This is a genomic window from Ectobacillus sp. OTK (genome assembly GCF_059698935.1).
The window spans coordinates 3,969,887-3,989,935 of the sequence record NZ_AP048547.1 but is presented as its reverse complement, the minus strand read 5'-3'; the positions used below and the strand labels follow the sequence as shown (position 1 = coordinate 3,989,935).

At 38.8% G+C, this 20,049-nt stretch carries 20 protein-coding genes and 2 pseudogenes; 19 read left to right on the top strand and 3 right to left on the bottom strand.

From position 1 onward, the window contains the following. The first annotated feature begins 258 nt into the window (after nt 1-258). The 5 genes from nikA (AC6HZ4_RS19735) to AC6HZ4_RS19715 are packed head-to-tail and all read left to right on the top strand — an operon-like array spanning nt 259 to nt 5,205. A complete protein-coding gene (nikA, locus tag AC6HZ4_RS19735; RefSeq protein ID WP_497491405.1) occupies nt 259-1,857 on the top strand; it encodes a nickel ABC transporter substrate-binding protein in 1,599 nt (532 codons plus the stop codon). Further along, nucleotides 1,858-2,802, top strand: coding sequence for a nickel ABC transporter permease (gene nikB, locus AC6HZ4_RS19730; RefSeq protein WP_497491404.1), 945 nt, complete (start codon nt 1,858-1,860; stop codon nt 2,800-2,802). After that, nucleotides 2,802-3,647 carry a nickel transporter permease gene (gene nikC, locus AC6HZ4_RS19725; RefSeq protein WP_497491403.1) on the top strand — a complete coding sequence of 282 codons (846 nt, stop codon included), beginning with the start codon at nt 2,802-2,804 and terminating at the stop codon, nt 3,645-3,647. Before nikB (AC6HZ4_RS19730) ends, nikC (AC6HZ4_RS19725) begins: the two co-directional genes overlap by 1 nt. Continuing rightward, a complete protein-coding gene (locus AC6HZ4_RS19720; RefSeq protein ID WP_497491402.1) occupies nt 3,647-4,447 on the top strand; it encodes an ABC transporter ATP-binding protein in 801 nt (266 codons plus the stop codon). The genes nikC (AC6HZ4_RS19725) and AC6HZ4_RS19720 overlap by 1 nt, the downstream gene beginning before the upstream one ends. Further along, nucleotides 4,444-5,205, top strand: a complete 762-nt coding sequence (locus AC6HZ4_RS19715) for an ABC transporter ATP-binding protein (RefSeq protein WP_497491401.1) — start codon at nt 4,444-4,446, stop codon at nt 5,203-5,205. The genes AC6HZ4_RS19720 and AC6HZ4_RS19715 overlap by 4 nt, the downstream gene beginning before the upstream one ends. A 325-nt stretch (nt 5,206-5,530) precedes the next feature. Here AC6HZ4_RS19715 and AC6HZ4_RS19710 read toward each other — a convergent pair whose 3' ends face one another. After that, nucleotides 5,531-6,028 (bottom strand): YhcN/YlaJ family sporulation lipoprotein, encoded by a 498-nt coding sequence (locus tag AC6HZ4_RS19710; protein ID WP_497495784.1) that lies wholly within the window; start codon nt 6,026-6,028, stop codon nt 5,531-5,533. A 312-nt stretch (nt 6,029-6,340) separates the two neighbouring features. Between AC6HZ4_RS19710 and AC6HZ4_RS19705 the strand changes: the two genes are divergently transcribed. Both AC6HZ4_RS19705 and AC6HZ4_RS19700 read left to right on the top strand, forming a co-directional pair. Continuing rightward, entirely contained in the window at nt 6,341-6,478 is a 138-nt protein-coding gene (locus AC6HZ4_RS19705; RefSeq protein ID WP_497491400.1) for a DUF3967 domain-containing protein, read from the top strand. Nucleotides 6,479-6,920: 442 nt separating this feature from the next. Further along, on the top strand, nt 6,921-7,559 hold the full coding sequence (locus AC6HZ4_RS19700) for a complement C1q domain-containing protein (protein WP_497491399.1): 639 nt from the start codon (nt 6,921-6,923) through the stop codon (nt 7,557-7,559). 473 nt (nt 7,560-8,032) lie between these two features. Here AC6HZ4_RS19700 and AC6HZ4_RS19695 read toward each other — a convergent pair whose 3' ends face one another. Then, the gene (locus AC6HZ4_RS19695; RefSeq protein ID WP_497491398.1) at nt 8,033-9,025 is read right to left on the bottom strand and encodes a serine hydrolase; all 993 of its coding nucleotides are present in this window, start codon (nt 9,023-9,025) and stop codon (nt 8,033-8,035) included. Between the two features lie 590 nt (nt 9,026-9,615). Between AC6HZ4_RS19695 and AC6HZ4_RS19690 the strand changes: the two genes are divergently transcribed. The 5 genes and pseudogenes from AC6HZ4_RS19690 (at nt 9,616) to AC6HZ4_RS19670 (ending at nt 12,927) form a co-directional block, all read left to right on the top strand. Then, a complete protein-coding gene (locus AC6HZ4_RS19690; RefSeq protein ID WP_497491397.1) occupies nt 9,616-10,026 on the top strand; it encodes a DUF4183 domain-containing protein in 411 nt (136 codons plus the stop codon). A 104-nt stretch (nt 10,027-10,130) separates the two neighbouring features. After that, nucleotides 10,131-11,300 carry a hypothetical protein gene (locus AC6HZ4_RS19685; RefSeq protein ID WP_497491396.1) on the top strand — a complete coding sequence of 390 codons (1,170 nt, stop codon included), beginning with the start codon at nt 10,131-10,133 and terminating at the stop codon, nt 11,298-11,300. A gap of 196 nt (nt 11,301-11,496) precedes the next feature. Next, nucleotides 11,497-11,781, top strand: coding sequence for a DUF4183 domain-containing protein (locus tag AC6HZ4_RS19680; RefSeq protein WP_497491395.1), 285 nt, complete (start codon nt 11,497-11,499; stop codon nt 11,779-11,781). A 133-nt stretch (nt 11,782-11,914) separates the two neighbouring features. Further along, a pseudogene (locus AC6HZ4_RS19675) lies at nt 11,915-12,526 on the top strand (transporter associated domain-containing protein); the annotation flags it as partial. 203 nt (nt 12,527-12,729) lie between these two features. After that, the gene (locus tag AC6HZ4_RS19670) at nt 12,730-12,927 is read left to right on the top strand and encodes a sporulation protein (RefSeq protein WP_497491394.1); all 198 of its coding nucleotides are present in this window, start codon (nt 12,730-12,732) and stop codon (nt 12,925-12,927) included. Here the strand turns inward: AC6HZ4_RS19670 and AC6HZ4_RS19665 are convergent. Then, nucleotides 12,906-13,010 (bottom strand): annotated as a pseudogene (locus tag AC6HZ4_RS19665) (adhesin); the annotation flags it as partial. The gene AC6HZ4_RS19670 and the pseudogene AC6HZ4_RS19665 overlap by 22 nt on opposite strands. On the opposite strand from AC6HZ4_RS19665, the gene AC6HZ4_RS19660 reads away from it, so the two are divergent. From AC6HZ4_RS19660 to AC6HZ4_RS19630, 7 genes are all read left to right on the top strand, one after another. Beyond that, nucleotides 13,008-13,379 (top strand): MATE family efflux transporter, encoded by a 372-nt coding sequence (locus tag AC6HZ4_RS19660; RefSeq protein WP_497491392.1) that lies wholly within the window; start codon nt 13,008-13,010, stop codon nt 13,377-13,379. The pseudogene AC6HZ4_RS19665 and the gene AC6HZ4_RS19660 sit on opposite strands and share 3 nt — an antisense overlap. A gap of 64 nt (nt 13,380-13,443) precedes the next feature. Further along, a complete protein-coding gene (nikA, locus tag AC6HZ4_RS19655) occupies nt 13,444-15,069 on the top strand; it encodes a nickel ABC transporter substrate-binding protein (RefSeq protein ID WP_497491391.1) in 1,626 nt (541 codons plus the stop codon). Between the two features lie 21 nt (nt 15,070-15,090). Then, on the top strand, nt 15,091-16,035 hold the full coding sequence (nikB, locus tag AC6HZ4_RS19650) for a nickel ABC transporter permease subunit NikB (RefSeq protein WP_497491390.1): 945 nt from the start codon (nt 15,091-15,093) through the stop codon (nt 16,033-16,035). Further along, on the top strand, nt 16,032-16,865 hold the full coding sequence (gene nikC / locus AC6HZ4_RS19645) for a nickel ABC transporter permease subunit NikC (protein WP_497491389.1): 834 nt from the start codon (nt 16,032-16,034) through the stop codon (nt 16,863-16,865). Before nikB (AC6HZ4_RS19650) ends, nikC (AC6HZ4_RS19645) begins: the two co-directional genes overlap by 4 nt. Before the next feature lie 15 nt (nt 16,866-16,880). Beyond that, nucleotides 16,881-17,720, top strand: coding sequence for a nickel import ATP-binding protein NikD (gene nikD, locus AC6HZ4_RS19640; protein ID WP_497491388.1), 840 nt, complete (start codon nt 16,881-16,883; stop codon nt 17,718-17,720). Between the two features lie 119 nt (nt 17,721-17,839). Beyond that, the gene (gene nikE / locus AC6HZ4_RS19635; protein WP_497491387.1) at nt 17,840-18,673 is read left to right on the top strand and encodes a nickel import ATP-binding protein NikE; all 834 of its coding nucleotides are present in this window, start codon (nt 17,840-17,842) and stop codon (nt 18,671-18,673) included. Nucleotides 18,674-18,695: 22 nt separating this feature from the next. Beyond that, a complete protein-coding gene (locus AC6HZ4_RS19630) occupies nt 18,696-20,036 on the top strand; it encodes an MATE family efflux transporter (RefSeq protein WP_497491386.1) in 1,341 nt (446 codons plus the stop codon). Nucleotides 20,037-20,049 lie beyond the last annotated feature (13 nt).

Sequence of the window (20,049 nt, the reverse complement as noted above, 5' to 3'; positions counted from 1 at the left end):
TCGTTTTGGAGGCGTCATAAAATCTTACTAAGCTTTTCATTTGAGTAGTTCTTCTAGATTTTTTAAGTCTATTAATAATAACCCCTTTTTTTAAGAAAAACTCTCAGCTTTGTATAGAACAAGAATTATATAATCATAGAGGAAGAGGCACAAATAATCTAATTGATGAAATAACCTCTAAAAATATTTCCCCTTGTCAAATAGGAATCATTACGATACTATATGAATCGTAATGATTACGAAAAAAGGGGATTTACTATGAAAACAATTAAAAATAATAATTGGCACGGCTATGTCTGTTTTAAAAGTTTCCATGAGTACATAAGAAATCACTTTCTTAAAATTAGTATCTTATTGGTATGTATCAGCTTGTTAAGTGCTTGTACGCAGTCCTCGCGAAGTACTGATGAGGAAAAAGCAGAGGACAAGCACATCAATTTTCTCTATAATTTCTCTACTAATTCTCTAGATCCTCATGTTGATTCAAGTTATGTTCCGTTAAGAGCAGGGATAACTGAAACGCTAGTCCGACTAGATGAAGAAAATTTAACTATTGCACCATGGCTGGCAGAAAGCTGGGAAGGTGAGGATGGTCAACATTGGACGATTAAACTTCGTGAAGATGTTACATTCCAAAATGGTAATAAAATGGATGCCGAAGCGGTGAAAGCCTCTCTTGAACGAGCGCTGAAAGAGAGTGTTGCTATTCAAAACGCACTCAAAATCGATAAGATTGAAGCAGATGGCTATACATTACATATTTCAACGAAGGAACCTTTTCCAGAGTTTGTTTCTGAGCTTGTTAATCCAAATGTTTCGATCATTGACGTAACAGAAGAGGATATTGTCAACAAACCGGTCGGTACAGGACCTTTTGTCTTGAAGTCATTTACACCTGGAAGCAAGCTTGAACTTGAGCGCTATGCTGATTATTGGGATGGTGCTTCGAATCTTGATTCAGTGACATTCGCTTTTAATGAGGATGCAAATGCTCGTTCACTTGCACTGAAGTCTGGGCAAGTTGATATTGTTTATCGTCCAGAGGTAGAAAGCTTGGAATCGTTGCGAGCACAAGATGGGATTGAAGTTGAATCGACTGCGACATTCCGTGTACATCAAATGACGATGAATATGGAACGCAAAAGTTTGCAGGATGTCAATGTGCGTCGTGCTGTTGATGCGCTGATTGACCGCCAAAAGATTGTTGATACGATTCTTTTAGGGTATGCTGAACCTGCTGTTGGGCCATTTTTACCATCACTGCCGTTTGCCCCATCTTATGAACAGGGCGAAAGGGGAACGGACATAGCTGTTAAGTACTTGAAGGAAGCGGGCTATTCACTTGAAAACGGGAAAATGCAAAAAGACGGAGAGCCGCTTAAATTTACCCTTTTAACCTATAGTGCAAGAGCAGACTTGCCATTAATTGCTCAAGTTTTTCAATCGGACGCTAAACGAATCGGAATTGATGTTGCAATTCGCCAAATCGATATCCCTGAGGAATACATGGCGTCAAACCGCGATTGGGATTTGGCTACGTATAGTAATTTAACAGCCCCGCGTGGAGATGCTGGCTATTATTTAAATGCAACCTATCATCCAACTGGCGCTCTCAACTTTAGCGGTGCTCATGAGCCTGAACTGACTGCAATCATTGACAAGCTTAATCAAACCGTCAGTCAAGAAGAACGAGCTGTGCTTGCAGAGCAGGCGGCTGATTATGTCCATGACAATGTGATCAATTCATTTGTCTTGCATCCTTCCACCATTGTTGCGTATAACGAAAACAAAGTTAAAAATTGGCTGACAACGCGAAGTGAATATTACATGATTACAAACCAGTTGGATGTGAAGTAAATGGTTCAAATTCTTGCTCGGAAATTCTTTGAAGTTCTATTTTTTATGTTATTTATTACATTTGTCAGTTTTTTGTTTGTTCGGCTTGCACCTGGCGATCCCGTTTTGACCATTTTGAATGTTGATGAGCTATCAGTTAGTCAGGAGCAAGTAGAGGCATTAAGAGAGGAGATGGGATTCAACAAGCCATTGCTCGTCCAGTACGGACTTTGGCTGCTTAAATTTATCCAGCTTGATTTCGGGGAGTCTTATGTCACAGGTCAACCTGTAATGGATATGATTTTAATGGGGCTGCCTGCCACAATCGAATTAGCCGTTGGTGCGCTGATTGTCATGCTGGTTGTATCGATTCCACTAGGATCGCTATCTGCCCTTTATCGGAATAGCTGGATTGATCAGGTGAGTAGAATCCTATCAATTCTTGGTGCGGCCATCCCAAGTTTTTGGCTTGGCCTTATTTTTATCGATTTATTCGGTGTACGTTTTAACTGGCTTCCGACCATGGGGAGAGACGGATTCGTCTCATTGGTCTTACCATCATTGACGCTTGGGCTGGCCATTTCAAGTGTATATGTTCGTTTGCTTCGTTCCAGCTTGCTTGATTCGCTTAGTCAGGAATTTATCCGTGCAGCGAGAGCGCGCGGGTTGTCAGAATGGCGAATTTTTCTAGTGCATGCATTTCGACACAGCCTCCCTCCTGTTATTACCGTATTTGGAGTCAGTTTAGGAAGCCTGTTTGGCGGTGTTGTGGTGATTGAAGTTTTATTTGCGTATCCAGGGATAGGAAAGCTTGTTGTTGATGCGATACGTCAACGTGATTATCCCCTTATACAAGGGTATATTTTAATCATGGCGATCATTGTTTTCATGGTAAATACATGTGTGGATTTATCTTACCGGTATTTAAATCCCGAAATGAAACTAAAAGAAAGGGAGGCCAACTGATGAGAGGATTGTCTATACATTTGCCAAAGGTAAAAAAGCACATTTGGCAAGGGATGATAGCGCTGATATGCGTAGTCCTTGTTTTGGCAGTTGCCATATATGCTTTTTTTTATTTACGGTATGATCCAACATCTACAAATCTTGATGGACGTCTCCAGGGGATGAGCCTTCAGCATCCACTTGGAACAGATCAACTCGGCCGGGACGTACTGACTAGGCTTTTGCTAGGCGGTCAGCAGACAATCGGTTATAGCTTGCTGGCGCTGATTGTTGCTCTCATCATTGGAATCCCCTTTGGTCTTATTTCCGGATATAAACGAGGGTTAGTTGATCGGGTATTTATGCGAATTGCCGATGGATTTTCAGCCTTCCCAGATACGATTGTCGCAATTGTTCTAAGTGGTTTACTCGGATCGGGCATCGGCAACCTAGTGCTTGCTATTGTGATGGTCAAATGGGTTAGTTATGCTCGTCTTGTTCGTAGCACGGTTTTATCAGAATCCCAAAAAGATTATGTGCTGATTGCCCGCATCAATGGACTATCTTCAAGTAAAATCATGCGTAAGCATTTATTTCCTCATATTGTGGGGCATGTTCTTGTACTCGCAAGTCTTGATCTCGGCAAAATTATTTTGCTCATTTCTGCCTTTTCATACATTGGACTTGGAGCACAGCCCCCAATTCCTGAATGGGGAGCAATGCTAAATGACTCACGTCCGTATTTTCAGTCAAGACCTGAATTAATGATATATCCTGGTTTAGCTATTGTGGTTGTTGTGCTGCTAACGAATATGCTGGGTGATTATTTACGTGACCATTTTGATGTGAAGAAAGAGGTGCGATAATGATTCTATCGATTGAGCGAGTATCAATTAGCAGCAGAGAAAAGAAAATTGTTGATAACGTGTCACTCTCCATTCGTGAAGGAGAGTGGTATGCACTGGTTGGACAAAGTGGGAGCGGAAAAAGCTTACTCTCACAGGCAATTGGGCGAATGCTTTCACCTAATTTGCAGGTTGAGGGAAAGATTCTTTTTAAAGAAGAAGATTTGCTATCGTTATCACCAAAACAGATGAGGACAATTCGCGGTCAAAAGCTGTCCTATATTTTTCAAGATTATCAGGGCTCTTTTACACCGTTTAGAACAATTGGCCAGCATCTTGAGGAATACCAGAAAGCCCACGGCATTCTCGATGCCAAAAACCGGAAAATAAAGTCAATGGATGCACTTGACTCAGTTGGGTTAGATGAAGCTTTGTACAATCGATACCCGTTTCAGTTAAGTGGCGGACAACTTCAGCGAGTTTCGATTGCTATGGCACTTTTGCTGTCGCCTGATTTATTAATTGCAGATGAAATTACCACGGCACTTGACAGTGTCTCCGGGCACAGGATTTTAGAATTGCTTGCAAAGCGGCAAAAAGAAACAGGCTGTGCGATTTTATTCATCACCCATGATTGGCGCCATGTCAGACGCTATGCGACACGCCTAGCTGTCATGAAGGAAGGAGAAATCGTTGAATCAGGCGGGAAGCATCGTATACTTGACCATCCGCAGCATGAATATACAAAGCAGTTAATCCAAGCCGCACCTACACTAGAACGCGGCCTTCCATCGGGGTTACAGGAGGTAGAAAGCGTATGAGTCTGCTTACTGTTAAACAACTAACAAAATCATATTCAGCAGGAAAAACAGCGGTGAACAACCTCTCATTTGAACTGAACAAGGGTGAATGTCTTGGCCTTGTCGGTGAAAGTGGCTGTGGTAAAAGCACACTGGCTCGTTGCTTGCTGCGGATTGAATCGATTGACAGCGGCTCGATCTATTTTAAGAATGAAGCAATTGAACAGCTTAATGAGCGTCAGTTGCACCCTTACCGAAAAAAGATTCAAATCGTGTTTCAAAATCCATCAGCTGCTTTAAATCCAAAGCTTAAAATAAAGGATTCACTGATTGATCCTTACGCCCAGTATAGGAAAGAACTTAACCTTAGCCATTTTTCCTATACTTCTAAGGATGCCTTTGTAAAGCAGCTTCTTGAAGCCGTTGAGCTGCCGTCGGGTTTAGCCAATCAATATCCTCATGAATTAAGTGGCGGACAGCGGCAACGTGTAACGATTGCCCGTGCTATCAGCATTGAACCAGAGCTCATTGTTCTAGATGAGCCGACCGCAAGCCTTGATGTCATCTCGCAAGGGGCAGTGCTTACTTTATTAACAGAGCTTCGCGAAACTTTAAATCTCTCTTACTTATTTATTTCACATGATCTTGCTGCTGTCAGGCAAATGAGCCAGCGAATCATGGTTATGAAAGAAGGGAAGCTTGTCGATCAATTCAACTGCGATCATTTATTCGCTGAGGAACGCCATCCTTATACAAAAGAGCTCATTTCAATTTTTTAGATAGAACGATAGTGAATAACAACACCAATATCAATCTTGTCATTTCTTTGTTTCCATCGAAAGTTACGAAATCTCTTGAAAAATGTAGTTCCAACACAAGAAGCTTATGAGCTTGAAGTACCCAAAAATACATTTATTAGTTGGAGAAATAAATACTATTTTGGACCACTCTAAATCTAAATATCAGCAGATCGAGCAGAACAAGTTCGTAAAAAACAATTGTTTTTTATAAGGTTAAAAACAGGCAGGAAATGCCTGTTTTTTTGTGGAGTTTATTTATAATAAACATATATACGATTTGCTTTTTGCATGTAATCACACTTTTTTAACGAGCATTAGGAAATACTCTTCGAACCGTTTCATTGAATTCTTCAAATAAACCTTCTACCGGATCACCTTCATTAATTCTTTCTCCGTAATCTGTCATTCGTTTAATAAAATCGGGGTTTGATGATACATATACGTTTCGAATATCCGGATCTGTAGCCCTTACTTTATCTGCAATCTTATTTTCGAGACGATCTGTTACTTCGCCTTTTGTACCGTCGCGTAAAACAACTGCAGCATAGGCATTTCGGTTTGTAACAATAACGTTTGCTGTCTTTACTTCGTCTAGTTCTGCTATCCGATCAGCAGCTTTATCAGCTATTTCCATTCGAGTTTCGTTATCGTTATTACGGTCAAAATCATTATTTTCGTTTATATCGACATCATTCTGCCTGTATTGAACATTCCGGACTTCATTGTTGTCGCGATTGTCCATCGCTTTGTTTTCTTGGTTTGCTGCACAACCAAACAGTAAGGGAATTGGTAAAAAAGCCATTGCTAAATACTTAACCTTTTTCACTATTACCACTCCTAATGTGATTTATAACTTTTAAAATGACCAGATTTGTTATGCAATATACATAAATTAATTATGTATGCGTATAACTTATATTTTATCTTTTTCCTAAAAATAGCAGGGGGTCATGACAGTATGACGGCGAATGCGTTTATAAAAGGGAAAAGGGGGCATGACGTCATGACCCTTACAACTGCACTCCTAAAAGAATAAGAACAGCGATTTACAAATCAAATACAGCAACTTCTTCAGCAACAAGAAAAACAAGCTCAGCAGTTGGAGCAAAAATTTTTGGAGCGATTAGATCAACGGGATCAGCTACTTATGCAATATATGCGAGAGATGCAAGAAACAAAGAAAATGATTGCTGCAGCGCAAGAAAAAAATGGTGGCACTTTTGGAAAAAACAATGAAATTCGTAGCAAATAAAAACACCCCTCTAGGCTGTTGAAAACGAGGGATGCTCCTAAAACATTCCGTAGAAAGGCGAAATGGACTAACATGGAGGTCAGGGTGGTTCCCTTGTCCATTTCCCTGCTATTTATATTTTTGTCATGAACAAAGTATGTCTAAAAAATATGCAGGATTTTATACAAAAAATAGGGAGCTTTAGCGAGACATTGGGACGACAAACTCGCGCCATTTGGGCATTGCATAAAATCCTGCATATTTAATAAATTCGGAGATTGCGAGAGACCCAGTATTGGTGCGGATTTCCTTGGGCATGGCACTTACGATAATTAGATATTATGTAAACCTGACATGTATAAGGTATACATTTTGAGTTTTTTAGGAAATGAGGGACAAGCATACAAGCAAAATTATTAAATCTCGATATAATTTTATTATAATTAAGGAAAGGCGATCAAATATGGGATCCTACTATGATAAATTAAGAGCCCTAAGAGATGACTACGATCATCTTTATAATAATAGCTATGAAAATTATTTATGGGGCAAGAAACAAAAGGATAAATACGACAATCATTCATGGGATAAAAAACATGATAGTTCTATTGTTAATGTGGATGTAAATTGTTGTGATCATAAGAAAGACGATAAAAATACAACAAAATCTGCATTTAGAGCTGTCCATAGCACGCCTCCATCCCAAATCATTCCAGCAAACACCCTTGTAAAAGTTCTATATCCAAACGAGCAATTTGACTTAGCCAGTGAATATGATCCATCTGCATCTATATTCCGTCCAACACATAGCGGTGTGTATCTCATCATTGCAAGTGTTCAATATGTTCCTAATAATAGTACTGTAAATTATAGAGTACGAGTAAGTATCCGGGTTAATGGCACTGTGGTAGCTGAAGATAATGACTTCTTTGGTCCGATACCATTTGATAATGACGTATCTGTTTCAACTATTATTCAGTTACAAGCTGGAGATATAGTGGATGTAACTGTAATTAGTGATCAAGATGGCACAATTGCTTTGTTTGATGGTCCAGGTTTTGCAGCTACACACTTTGAAGCTGTTGGATTTCTATCACCGTAATTTAAAAAAGAATTGATTTAAGATTATTAATAATGATACGGAAAGGATATGGATATTTCATAGCTCTATTAATGGATCCTTCCACTACTTCACACCCTTGCTTCTGTTATAAAATCAGTATAATGTGTTATCTAGACTGTAAATTATTTACTCTAAAAAATTGATCTCAAGCTAGCGAAGAATTGTACTTAAAGGAAAGAAAGAATGCTTAGTTGAACAAGAAGCCCAAAAAAGTGCTCTTTTTTCCTGTTAATAGATTATCAATGTAGTTGTCTAACATCATAAAAAAATAAAAATTTTTAACTCCCGCATTCGGATGTTATGTGAACAAAAAGCCCCCCAGATCACAACCTAACAGGAGGGCCTTTTTATAAACACTTAGATACATTATCCAATGCTTTATAAAAGTTCAACAAGGCAATGCAATTTCTTCGGCGATTGCCTGTTCAAATCTATTTTGTTTAATTAAGCAACTACATAATATCATTACAACATCCACTAGCTATTAAACGGTTTCTAAAATCTTTGCTTCGAATAAGTTCAACGTTGAATTGAATTAAAGTATTCATAAGGTTCGTAATAGCTTCTTTGGTTAAGTGATTAAACATGACTACAATCTCCATTTTGTTCCCATTTACATCCGTAGTGTATAAAGTATTAGTTAACAAATACGAGGTTGATCCGCCTTTTCGTCCACCATACCTTAAAAAACCCGGTAAAGAGGGATATAATTCAAAAACTTGATTGGATTCAAAAATATTTTGTACAATATGATCTAGTTCTTCTTGCATTGGACATGGAAAAGATTGGTCATTGAACTTACGAAGTAAAGAAAGGTAATCATTGGCAGAAGCTGCCGGAAGTCGGTTAGACCAAATCCTGTCAATTTGTTCATTATCTATTAATACTGGGGGGGTTCGCTTAACAAAATCTTTATCCCTCGTCATTATATTCAAAAACTTAAATGCTATATAAGAATATTGGGATCTTGGCAGTTCTTTCATTTTCACAATCGTTTCTTCAACCGTCAGACCATATCGCTGTTGTAAATAGTCAGGTATATAAAGACTGCCAACCAAAGGGAATAATGTTTGATGGTCTATTAAACCCAACCTTTCTAAATTCCTATTAATGTTTTCTAACCCTAGTCTTGCGATAAGATAATCTGTATTAGCATTTCCGCTTTGCGATATCATTCCTTTGGCTACCAAACGTAAAGTGGTCTTACCGTTAAATATAAGGTTATTTTCCTTTAAAAAGTTAATCCATTCTGTAAAAGCACCTCCATCAGAGCCGGGAACATAATACCTCATCAGGTAATCCAAAGAGACTAATTCATTTGGATCAATACATCCTTTAGCTACTTGTCTGGCATATTCTACTGCTATTATTAGTTTTACTGTACTTCCAAGAGGAAGGGGAACATCTGGATTAATGGTACATAATTTTTTTCGATTTCTACTCACGGCAAGTGAAACAGTAAAATCCTCTTTATGCTTACATAAATAATCTATGACATAATCTGGACTAAAATCATTAGATAGATGGTTAATTTTTATTCACTCCATTCTGTTAATCCATGTATTATTGACTAATAAAATGAATCGTTTTATGAATTTCCTAGACTATCTATTTTGGAAAATCGATTATATTTAGAATGACATTGGTTGAGATTCTAAACTCAATAACAAATGTAGGAATAAAATCTACTAGCTGTCGAACTGTTATAAACGAATCATTCTTGTCAATGACACAAACAACATAATTTACCACACACCCGTGGGTAAAAATGATTTTTCTATATTGAATGTTGAACAGACCTTTTTGCTTGTATGATTGTCTTTCCTTTTAAAAAAATGTCTTATTGCTTCGTAAATCAACATCGGAGATTATTTTAGTATCCTAGATACATTGAATTCCGATAATGAGGGATTATGTAAACCTGACATGTATAGGATATACATCATTTATGTTTATTAGACAAGCGTACAAGAAAAAAGGGCTCGTTTTACATTTAATATATTAAATCTTGCTAAAGAAAGGAGCTTGATTATTCTTGTACTCAAAAAATAGAAAACACTTCAACCTTTGCAATCCTTGTGCAGTTCCACCTTGGTTTCCTCCAATTCCAGGACCGCCGGGACCTCCAGGACCTCCAGGACCACAGGGGGAACAAGGACCACCAGGACCTCCAATTCCAAGTCCAATCCCTACAACTAATTTATTGTACTTTACTTTTTCTGATGGTCAAAAACTTATATATACAAATGCTGATGGCTTAGCGCAATACGGAACAACTCAGATATTATCACCAGACAAAGTTTCCTATATTAATTTGTTTGTTAACGGTATAATTCAACCTCAAACTGCTTACCTCGTGCAAGAAGGAATACTAACATTGTTAACACCAACAGCACCTGAAGCTGGTGTACCGATAACGCTTCAGTTTATCCTGATTAATCATTAAAAAACATAAGTTTTCCTCAGAATCAAGTATGTTACTATTTAGGATTGTTATCACAGTATTAGTTTTTATTCAAAAAATTTTATAAAAGGAGGAAATAAATAACATTGAGTATAGAACAACTACTGATATCTAGACCCAATATAGCCTTGGTAACCAAATTGGGGGATGATTCTACTGCCTCTATTGGCGGAAATCCTTTTAAAACAATTAATGGAGCTATATCAGCCATTAATGCAGCAAGCGCTACTGGAATAACAATCTTTGTATATCCTGGAATTTACGATGAAACGGTAGTGATGCCTGCAGGAAATTCATTAAGAGGTATTAGTTTATTAACTGTAACTATTCGTCAACAGAATATAGTATCAAATACAACTTTATTAACAATGGGTGAGAATACAAGGGTAGAAGATGTTTCTCTTCTGTTAACTTCATCAAATCATGTAAACTTAACTGGAGTTGCTTTCCCTGGAACAACCTCACAAACAGCTAAATTGAGAACAACATCTGTAACAGTGGATAATTCTACTGCTTCGACAACAGGCAGCTCCAATGTTTATGGAATTCATTCATTTGGTACAGGTAATCCTTCTGACAATATTGATGCTATTAGAGCTTCAATTATAACAGTAAACTCAGCTGGCCTTGGTATAAAAAGGGCATTATTGGTTAATACGAATCCCCATAGATTTAATGGTCGTGACAATAACTTTTTAGTAACGAATGCAGGCGGAGGCGGTTCTTATATAGGGGCTGAAGTAAATCAACCAGGGGCACAATTGGTTATACGTGCATCAACTATACAAGGGGTTACAGCTGATATTTCTCAAACAGCAGGAACTTTAAGTATCGGCACTACGAATGCATTCAATTCAAATGCCAATGGTTTAGGATTTTCTACGGTTCAACAGCCTTCTACTATTATTTGGGGTGATCCAGGTAGTTTGCCAAAAGGAACCGTTCGTTTTTATCGGCCAGGATCAGCTTCTGTTTCAACTACAGAAATTTTTATTCGATTAAGCCAAAAATGTCTTTTGAAAGCGTTAAATGTACGAGCTGTAACTGGACCAGGAATTTCTAATACAGATATTTGGACGATTCGAAAAAATGGTGTTGATACATCTCTTACAGTTTCGTTAACGGGTACACAAACTTCCAATATTAATAATAGTACTTCTGTTTCTTTCCAGGCGGGAGATAGTTTATCTTTAAAAGTAACAACAAGTGCGGGGACTGCCGTGGCAGATACAGTTATTCAAGTTGATGTTTTTTAAAATTCGAGTATTATTATAGCGTTCAATGTATATATTTATATATTAGGTGTTTTTTTATAAATTCTCTTAAATTACAAATTAAAATAGTTATCTACCGTTTCCAATACGAATTTAAAGAATATCATTAAAATAAACAAGTGTGTACTTTTATAAAAAATGCATTTGTTTATTTTGAAAAAGGTGGTGAATTTAATTAATGCCTTTAGTCAAACCATTCATGGCAGGAAGAAGATTTACAACTACAGCATCAACAGGTACAGTTGCAGGTGCTGATTTGACATTTGCTAATACAGATTTCCTCGATGATGCAGGTGCTGTTTCAACATTTCCCTCTTCACCTGCGGTTGTAAATCTATATATTAATGCTTTACTTCAAACAAGTGATACTATAACAGGTCTTTCTACTACTGCAGTAACTATTGTAGGAGGTACTATTCTTGATCCTGCTACTCCGATTGTAATTGAATTTATTGTAAATTAGTTTTGTGAAAAATCTGTCTTAAAATAAATTGTTCAAAGTTGCAAAGCTTGACGAATAATAAAAGACAGCTACTTTCCTTCCGATAACACATAATTATGTGTTATCGGAAGCCTTCTAGGTCGCTTGATATGTACCCAGAACTTTCGCCATTCAAAAAGCGGAACAAATCACCTTGCTGTTTGCAAAACCTTTGATTTGGTTCTATAAGATTGCGTACCCATTTATTTGGGCATTAAATGGATCGGCACGTGTAGTAGTAGGGATTTTCGGTTTGAAACCAGCGTCCGAGCATGAAGTGGCACACTCGGAAGATGAGCTTTGGTTAATCTTATCAGAAAGCTATGAAAGCGGAGAAATTAACCAAGCAGAGTATAAGTATGTGGAGAATATCTTTGAATTTGATAATCGGATTGCAAAAGAAATCATGGTACCGAGAACAGAAATTGTTGGAGAGATTCATGATGAGGATGAGCAACCGCCAATTCAACATATCAGTGAGTATCATAAAATTGTGGACGGAAAGGTGTTAATCACAGAGATTAACGACTTGTTTGGTCTTCATATAGATACTGAAGATGTAGATACAATTGGTGGATGGATGATGGTGCAAGAGCATGATATTCAAGAAGGGCAAACCACCGAAGCAGATGGCTGTGAGTTTAAGGTACTGTCAAAAGATGTACACCAAATCAAACGAATTGAGATTCGCAAAACACAGTTGGAACAACAAACAGCAACCTCTTAAGTTGCTGTTTGTCTCCATAGATTCCATTCATACATACATGTATAACAACACAGAAAAATAAAATATGAGAGAGAGACAAACATGTTTAAGAAATTTTTAGCTCGTTTTGGGAAAGGTGCCGCTATGGTTGATTTGCGTTTTGAAAATCGTCCCTATTCTGCTGAGAAACAGTACATGGCGAAGTTCATATTCAAGGTGGGGAAGTGGAACAAAAAATCAATCACGCCTCTGCTCGTTTAATGATGAGTGTAGCGACGAAACGAGGAACTGCCACGCGCGAAGTAGCTGTGATTCCATTAAGCGGAGCGTATTCCATTCTGGCAAAAGAACAAAAAGTCATTCCTTTTACGTATCAGATCCCAACAAACTTGCCTGTTTCTGTTAAAGATTCCAGGTTGTGAAGTGTTAACGTATCAGCTCCCACTTCTTTTTTTACAACCTCAGCCACTTTATTGCTAAGATTAGGTTCGAATAAAATGTAGTGTTAGCCAAAGGTGTTGCTAAACAATCGACAGTTATATCTGCCGCCCTTGGATTGCTCTTTGGTGTGATTTCATTTTTCTTCGCAGAGCCTCTCCTTCGTATGATGGGAGCAGAACCTAAGGTTGTAGCAGATGGATCATTGTATTTCCGTATTGTTGCTGTTCCGTCTGTATTTATTTCCCTCATGTTTATTTTCGGTAGTATCCTCCGTGCAGCCGGTGATACAAAAACACCGATGAAAGTAAGTTGGTGGATTAATATCATTATTCAATACGTATGTCAAAAAGGATATGGCCCTTGGAAATCAATTCTAATTGTGAAATTATTCATAATTTTCATTGACAAGAAGTATCTTAGTAACTATTATTAGTGGGTGATAATCATTTTCAATTGAATTATTTGTTTTATTAATTTTAGGAGGGAAGTATTTACTAATGTTTAAAGGGAAAAGGAAAATCGGTATATTACTATCAGCAATGATTTTGCTCTTGTCCATTGTCTTTGTGGGTTGTACAACACAAAACAATGAGCAGACAGCTAAGAAAGAAACGAGTGATAAGGAAAAAACTCTCACTTTGTCCTGGCCGAGGGATATAGGAGAGATGAATCCGCATGTTTATAACCCTTCGCAATTGATTGCACAGGCAATGATTTACGAACCATTGGTTAGCTATGGAGAAGGCGGTAAGCTGGAACCAGTCCTAGCTGAATCATGGAAAATATCTGAGGACGGCAGGGAGTATACTTTTAACCTTCGGCAAAATGTAAAATTTTCTGACGGGACAGCGTTTAATGCAAATGTTGTGAAAAAGAATTTTGATGTGATTATGAAAAATGCGGAAAGGCATAGCTGGTTAGGATTAATCAATATGATTGAGAAGACTGAGGTCGTAAATGATTCTACCTTCAAAATCACATTGAAGCAGGCCTATTATCCAACATTGCAGGAACTGGCAGTTGTTCGTCCAGTACGTTTTTTAGGTGAAGCAGGCTTCCCGGATGATGGTGACACTTCAAAAGGAGTGAAGAAATCTGTTGGAACGGGACCATGGGTGCTAGAGGAACATAAGAAGGATGAATATGCGGTATTTACCCGCAACCCGAATTATTGGGGCGAAAGTCCGAAAGTTGATAAAATCGTAATTAAAACCATTCCTGATGCAGAGACGAGAGTGCTTGCTTTCGAAAAAGGTGAACTCGATTTAATTTATGGAGAGGGCGCTATTAGTCTAGATGCTTTTAAACAGTTAGAGGAATCAGGAAAATATAAAACAAGTATTTCTGAACCTGTTGCAACAAGACAATTAGTCATGAATACGACAAGAGAGCAGCTTTCCGACATAAAGGTACGTTTAGCGCTTCAATATGGCTTTAACAAGCAAGCATTGGTAGAAGGAGTGACTTCTGGACTGGAAGAGAAGGCAGACAATATTCTGGCTCCAAACCTCCTATATACGAATATTAAAACGAAACCTATTAAGTATGATGTAGAAAAAGCGAAGAGTTATTTAGAAGAAGCGGGCTGGAAGCTGCCATCTGGAAAAAATGTTCGTGAGAAAGATGGTAAAGCGTTGGAGCTAGAATTGATGTATGACAAGTCGAACCAAATCCAAAAGGCAATGGCGGAAGCTATTCAAGCTGAGTGGGCAATGATAGGAGTTAAGCTGAATATTACTGGTGTTGAGCTTCCTGTTCAAGTAAAACGCTTTGGTGAAAATGATTTTGACTTGAATTTGTACAGTAACTATGGAGCTCCATATGATCCACATACCTTCCTTAACGTTGTCTCAGTGAAAGGATTTGGATTCTCAGATGCTTTGTCAAACTTACCAGTGAAGCAACAGCTTGATCAACAAATCAAAGAAGTATTTGCTTCTACGGATGAGAAAAAACGAAAAGAACTATACAGCTCTATCCTACAGACATTACAGGACCAAGCAGCAATTGTGCCAATTTCTTATATTAAGAAAACAGCTGTGTACCAGAAGGATGTAACTAGCTTTGAATTCCCGGCAAATCGTGATGACCATCCGTTCACTGGAATTAACATGAATAACTAGGAAATGGCAGGAGGAGAAATAATGGGTAGCTATATTATGAAACGACTTTTTGCCATCTTTCCTATTTTTCTCTTTGCCACACTTCTTACTTTTATATTGATTCATCTGTCGCCAGTCGACCCTGCTGAAGCGTATTTGGCAGCTGCCCATATTCAGCCGACAGCGGAGATGTTAGAACAGAAAAGGCAGGAGTTTGGCCTGAATCAGCCATTGTTCGTGCAATATATTCAATCTCTTATTAAGATATGCCAACTTGATTTTGGCATATCTTATCTTTCTAACAAGCCAGTTTGGGAGGAAGTTGTGTACCGGATGCCGGCAACGATCCAACTCGCTTTTAGCAGCATTTTTCTGGCTGTACTTGTTAGTGTGCCTATCGGATTTTTAGCTGCAGTGAAGAAAAATGGTGTGATAGATCAGTTCAGTCGAGTTCTGGCTTTTTTCGGTGCTTCCATTCCGCAGTTCTGGCTTGGCTATCTATTAATTTATTTGTTTTCTGTGAAGCTTGATCTGTTTCCTGTAGAGGGAATAGGAACATGGCTGCACTTGATTCTTCCATCCATAACATTGGCTTTACCGCTAATTGCTATTTATACTCGTTTGCTGCGTGTTAGTGTGCTAGAGAATTTGCAAGATTCTTATGTCCTGTATGCGAGAACAAGAGGTATTCATGAGCGTGTTATTATGGTAAAGCATGTATTGAAAATTGCAATTTTACCAATGATTACAGGCATTGGAATGAATTTTGGGAAGCTGCTGACTGGAACGATTATTGTTGAGTCTGTTTTTTCGTGGCCCGGGTTTGGCCGTTATTTTATTGAGGCGATTTTTAACCGGGATATACCAGTCATCCAGTGCTATGTGTTTCTTGCGGCCTGTCTATTTATTGTATGTAATCTGATTGTGGATATTGTGCAAATGTATATGGATCCGCGCATCTCTTGGAAAGGAGGAACGGACCAATGATTGCGAGTATAAGAGGCGTTTTCAAGCATCAAATCACCATCGCAGTTTGCTCATTCATTTTAATCGTTCTTTTTATGCTTACGATTTTGGCTCCTTGGATTTCTCCGCATGATCCAATTCAAGTGAATTTAGCATTAAAACTAAAGCCGCCTTCGGTAGAATATCCATTAGGTACTGATTATTTGGGGCGATGTAATCTGTCCCGTCTTTTACATGGTGCTCGCATTTCCTTAGGGGTTGCATCTTTAATTTTTATTTCTTCCTTAGGGATTGGTTTGCTTATCGGAACCTTTGCCGGTTATAAGGGAGGCTGGATTGATCTTGTATTAATGAGATTTTGTGAGGGAGTAATGGCATTCCCGAATCTTGTGCTTATTCTTGGACTCGTAGGAATATTCGGTCCCGGGATGAAACAGGTGATTTTGGCAATGATGCTTGTGCAGTGGGTGTATTATGCTAGGATGTTCCGAGGCTTAGTGCTTAGTTTGAAGGAGCAGAATTTTATTGCGGCCGCGAGAATAAACGGATCCTCGCAATGGAAAATTATTAGGCGGCATATTATTCCCAATGTACTTCCACCGATTGTTGTGATGGGAACACTTGAAATGGGGTGGGCTATTATGGATATTTCCGCCCTGTCGTTTTTAGGGCTTGGGATTCAGCCGCCCACACCAGAGTGGGGTGCTATGATTCATGAAGGAAAATCATATATACGAAGTAATCCAGAGTTAATGATATATCCAGGTGTAATGATTATGCTTGTTGTTGTCACTTTCAATGTATTAGGAGAAGCTTTATCAGATCGCTTTGGAGTGAAACGACGTTTTTAAAAAGGAATGAGACGATTGATAGAAAAACAGCGTAATGTTTTGGAGGTAAGTGACCTACATGTAAAGGTGAAAACCTCCACTGGAACAATTCCCTTAGTGCAGGACATCCATTTTGAACTAAAGCCTGGGCGTGTGCTCGGGCTTGTTGGAGAAAGCGGCAGCGGCAAAACCGTTACTTCCTTGTCGCTTCTGCAGCTGCTAGACCATAAAACAACGAGTATAGAAGGTAGTATACAATTGCATGGCAGGGAACTAAATGGACTGAGCGCGAAGGAGATGCGGCGTATTCGCGGAAAAGAGATTGCCTTTATTATGCAAAATCCAATGAACGCTTTTACCCCTGTATATACGATTGGCAGCCAATTCATTGAAACGATTCGCACTCATACTGCTCTAACAAAGAAAGAAGCATTTGAACTGGCTGTCGCCTCTTTGCATGACGTGAATTTGCCAAATCCTTCAGACATCATGCGAAGATACCCATTTCAGCTAAGCGGAGGAATGCTGCAGCGGGTAATGATTGCTATTTCTTTGTCCTTGCGTCCATCTGTAATTATTGCCGATGAGCCAACAACCGCGCTAGATGTGACAAACCAATTGCAGGTGCTGCGGCAGTTGGATTATATTCGTTCGGAATATGGTACGTCCATTCTATTAATTTCTCATGATTTAGGAGTTATTTCAGAACTGGCTGACGATGTTATTGTGATGCAGAACGGGAGAATTGTAGAAAAAGCGGACGTTTATCAGCTATTTGATCATCCGCAGCATGAGTATACGAAAAAGCTGCTTCATGCCCGACCGACGCTGCAATTTAACAAAAGAGCGCAGGATTTTCTAACATTATTGGAGTAGCATTATGATCCTAAAGAAAACTCGCCGATTGGCAAGCCGTTAGGCGAGGACAGAGGCGTAGTTGCACTTATACTGTATTCCTAAAATTTCCTACAGTGTAAAAAACAGGGGGTGAGTCCATGAGTTTACTGCAGCTTAAGAATGTAACGCATACGTATGGTTCCTATAATTTGTTTGGCAGAACAGACCAACGAAAAAGGGTGCTGTCCAACGTTTCTATTTCCATAGGGCAAGGAATGTGCCTAGGTCTTCTCGGAACGAGCGGAGCTGGGAAAAGCACGCTTGGAAAAGTAATCCTTGGATTAGAGAAACCGCAAAAGGGGGAGGTCCTGTTTCAAGGGCATGATTTTTATAACGCAGACCGTACCACCCGTAAACGGCTTCGCCGAGATCTTCAGGTAGTGTTTCAAGATTGCTATTCTTCAGTAAATCCACGAATGACTGCAGAACAAATTATCAGTGAACCGTTACAAAACTATGAAAGAATGTCTCCGGATGAACAGAAACGGGCCGTTGGAGAGCTGCTAGAAAGAGTGGGTCTGAATCATGAGGATATGAGAAAGTACCCCCATCAGTTTAGCGGAGGTCAGCTGCAAAGAATTAATATTGCGAGAGCGATTTCTTTAAAGCCAAAGCTAATTGTATTAGACGAGGCGGTAAGTAGTTTAGATATGGTTAACCAAACAAACATTTTAAACTTGTTGGGTGAGTTGAAGTCAGCTTTTGGTCTCTCATATCTTTTTATTACACATGATATAAAAGCTGCTTATTCTATCTCCGATGCTTTGGCTGTGATGGAGAAAGGTGAAATAGTTGAGCAATGCGAAAATAAAGACCAGCTTTTCACCTCGCAGCACCCCGCTGTGCAAACTTTGCTCTCGTCCATTCTTTCCGAGCATCCCCGTTACCGTTCTCTTTCTGGAGGGAGACATTATGCCCATCCTCTGGCATGAGAGATGAAGGAGGTTAAAACTATTGAATCATCGATCCTATCTTACGTTAGCCATTCCCCTGATCATTTCAACCATGACCACCCCTTTATTAGGGGCTGTAGATACAGCAGCTGTCGGGCAGCTGCCTGACCCTGCTTATATTGGGGCGGTGGCTGTAGGAACCATTATTTTTAATACGATGTACTGGTTGTTTGGTTTTTTGCGAGTGAGTACATCGGGCTTTGCTGCCCAAGCGCATGGAGCAAACGATGATATGCAAGGGGTTTTAGCCTTAACAAGACCATTTGTAGTTGCAGTTGTAGTAGGGATTATTTTTATTCTTCTGCAGCGGCCTATCGAATATTTATTTTTAACCTTAATTAACCCGGAGTCTGACGTTCGTACGTTGGCATCGGATTATTTTAGTATTCGTATATGGGGTGTCCCGTTTGCTTTAATGAATTACGTTATCCTCGGATGGTTAATGGGGATGTCTAAGATTAAAATCTCTTTAATGATACAAGTGTCTATGAATCTCATGAACATCGTTCTAGACCTATTATTTGTCAACGTATTCTCTTGGGCAGTATCTGGTGTAGCTGCAGCAACCTTAATATCAGAAATAACGGCCTTTATTATAGGGCTTATTATTATATGGAAGGCTGTTCCTTTTACATTTAAGCTGCTTCCTTTAAACGAGATTTTTGATCCCGCTTCGTTCAGAAAAATGATGAGCGTTAACCGGGATTTGTTCATTAGAACACTTTGTTTGTTAACCATGTTTAATGTATTCACAGCGAAAGGGGCCTCCTTTGGAACAGAGGTTTTGGCAGCCAATGCTGTTCTCATCCAAATTCATTATATTATGGCCTACTTCTTTGACGGATTTGCGAATGCTTCTAGTATTTTTGTAGGGAAAGCAATTGGAGCAAAAGATAAACAATTGTACAAGAAGACACTTTCGCTATCATGTCAGTGGGCCATCTTTTCATCCTTTTTTATAGCAGGTATTTACGCTTTGTTTGGTCATAATATGATTATGCTATTTACGGGTATACCAAGTGTTATTGAGTTGGCAAACACCTATGGAATATGGATTACGCTATTTCCTCTTTCGGCCAGCTTCGGTATTATTATTTACGGTGTTTTTACAGGGGCAACAGAAGCAGCGCCTATTCGAAACTCGATGATTTTGGCATTAATTGCTTATCTCGTTGTTCTATTTATTGCAGTGCCTAGTTTTCAAAATCACGGTTTGTGGTTCGCCTTTATTGTATTTAGTATAGGGCGTTCTGTATTTTTAATAATGTATATTCCAAAATTAAACAGAAAACTATTTTCGGTTCAAGTGCAGAATTCTGCCAACAAAATGCAGCCCTCATAAGAAAAGCCAACTT

Bases quoted from the DNA above. Each gene is read 5' to 3' on its own strand.
- nikA (WP_497491405.1), top strand. From the start codon at position 259: ATGAAAACAATTAAAAATAATAATTGGCACGGCTATGTCTGTTTTAAA.
- nikC (WP_497491403.1), top strand. From the start codon at position 2,802: ATGAGAGGATTGTCTATACATTTGCCAAAGGTAAAAAAGCACATTTGG.
- AC6HZ4_RS19700 (WP_497491399.1), top strand. From the start codon at position 6,921: ATGGGATCCTACTATGATAAATTAAGAGCCCTAAGAGATGACTACGAT.
- AC6HZ4_RS19710 (WP_497495784.1), bottom strand. From the start codon at position 6,028: ATGGCTTTTTTACCAATTCCCTTACTGTTTGGTTGTGCAGCAAACCAA.
- AC6HZ4_RS19720 (WP_497491402.1), top strand. From the start codon at position 3,647: ATGATTCTATCGATTGAGCGAGTATCAATTAGCAGCAGAGAAAAGAAA.
- nikC (WP_497491389.1), top strand. From the start codon at position 16,032: ATGATTGCGAGTATAAGAGGCGTTTTCAAGCATCAAATCACCATCGCA.
- nikE (WP_497491387.1), top strand. From the start codon at position 17,840: ATGAGTTTACTGCAGCTTAAGAATGTAACGCATACGTATGGTTCCTAT.
- nikB (WP_497491390.1), top strand. From the start codon at position 15,091: ATGGGTAGCTATATTATGAAACGACTTTTTGCCATCTTTCCTATTTTT.
- AC6HZ4_RS19680 (WP_497491395.1), top strand. From the start codon at position 11,497: ATGCCTTTAGTCAAACCATTCATGGCAGGAAGAAGATTTACAACTACA.
- AC6HZ4_RS19715 (WP_497491401.1), top strand. From the start codon at position 4,444: ATGAGTCTGCTTACTGTTAAACAACTAACAAAATCATATTCAGCAGGA.
- nikA (WP_497491391.1), top strand. From the start codon at position 13,444: ATGTTTAAAGGGAAAAGGAAAATCGGTATATTACTATCAGCAATGATT.
- nikB (WP_497491404.1), top strand. From the start codon at position 1,858: ATGGTTCAAATTCTTGCTCGGAAATTCTTTGAAGTTCTATTTTTTATG.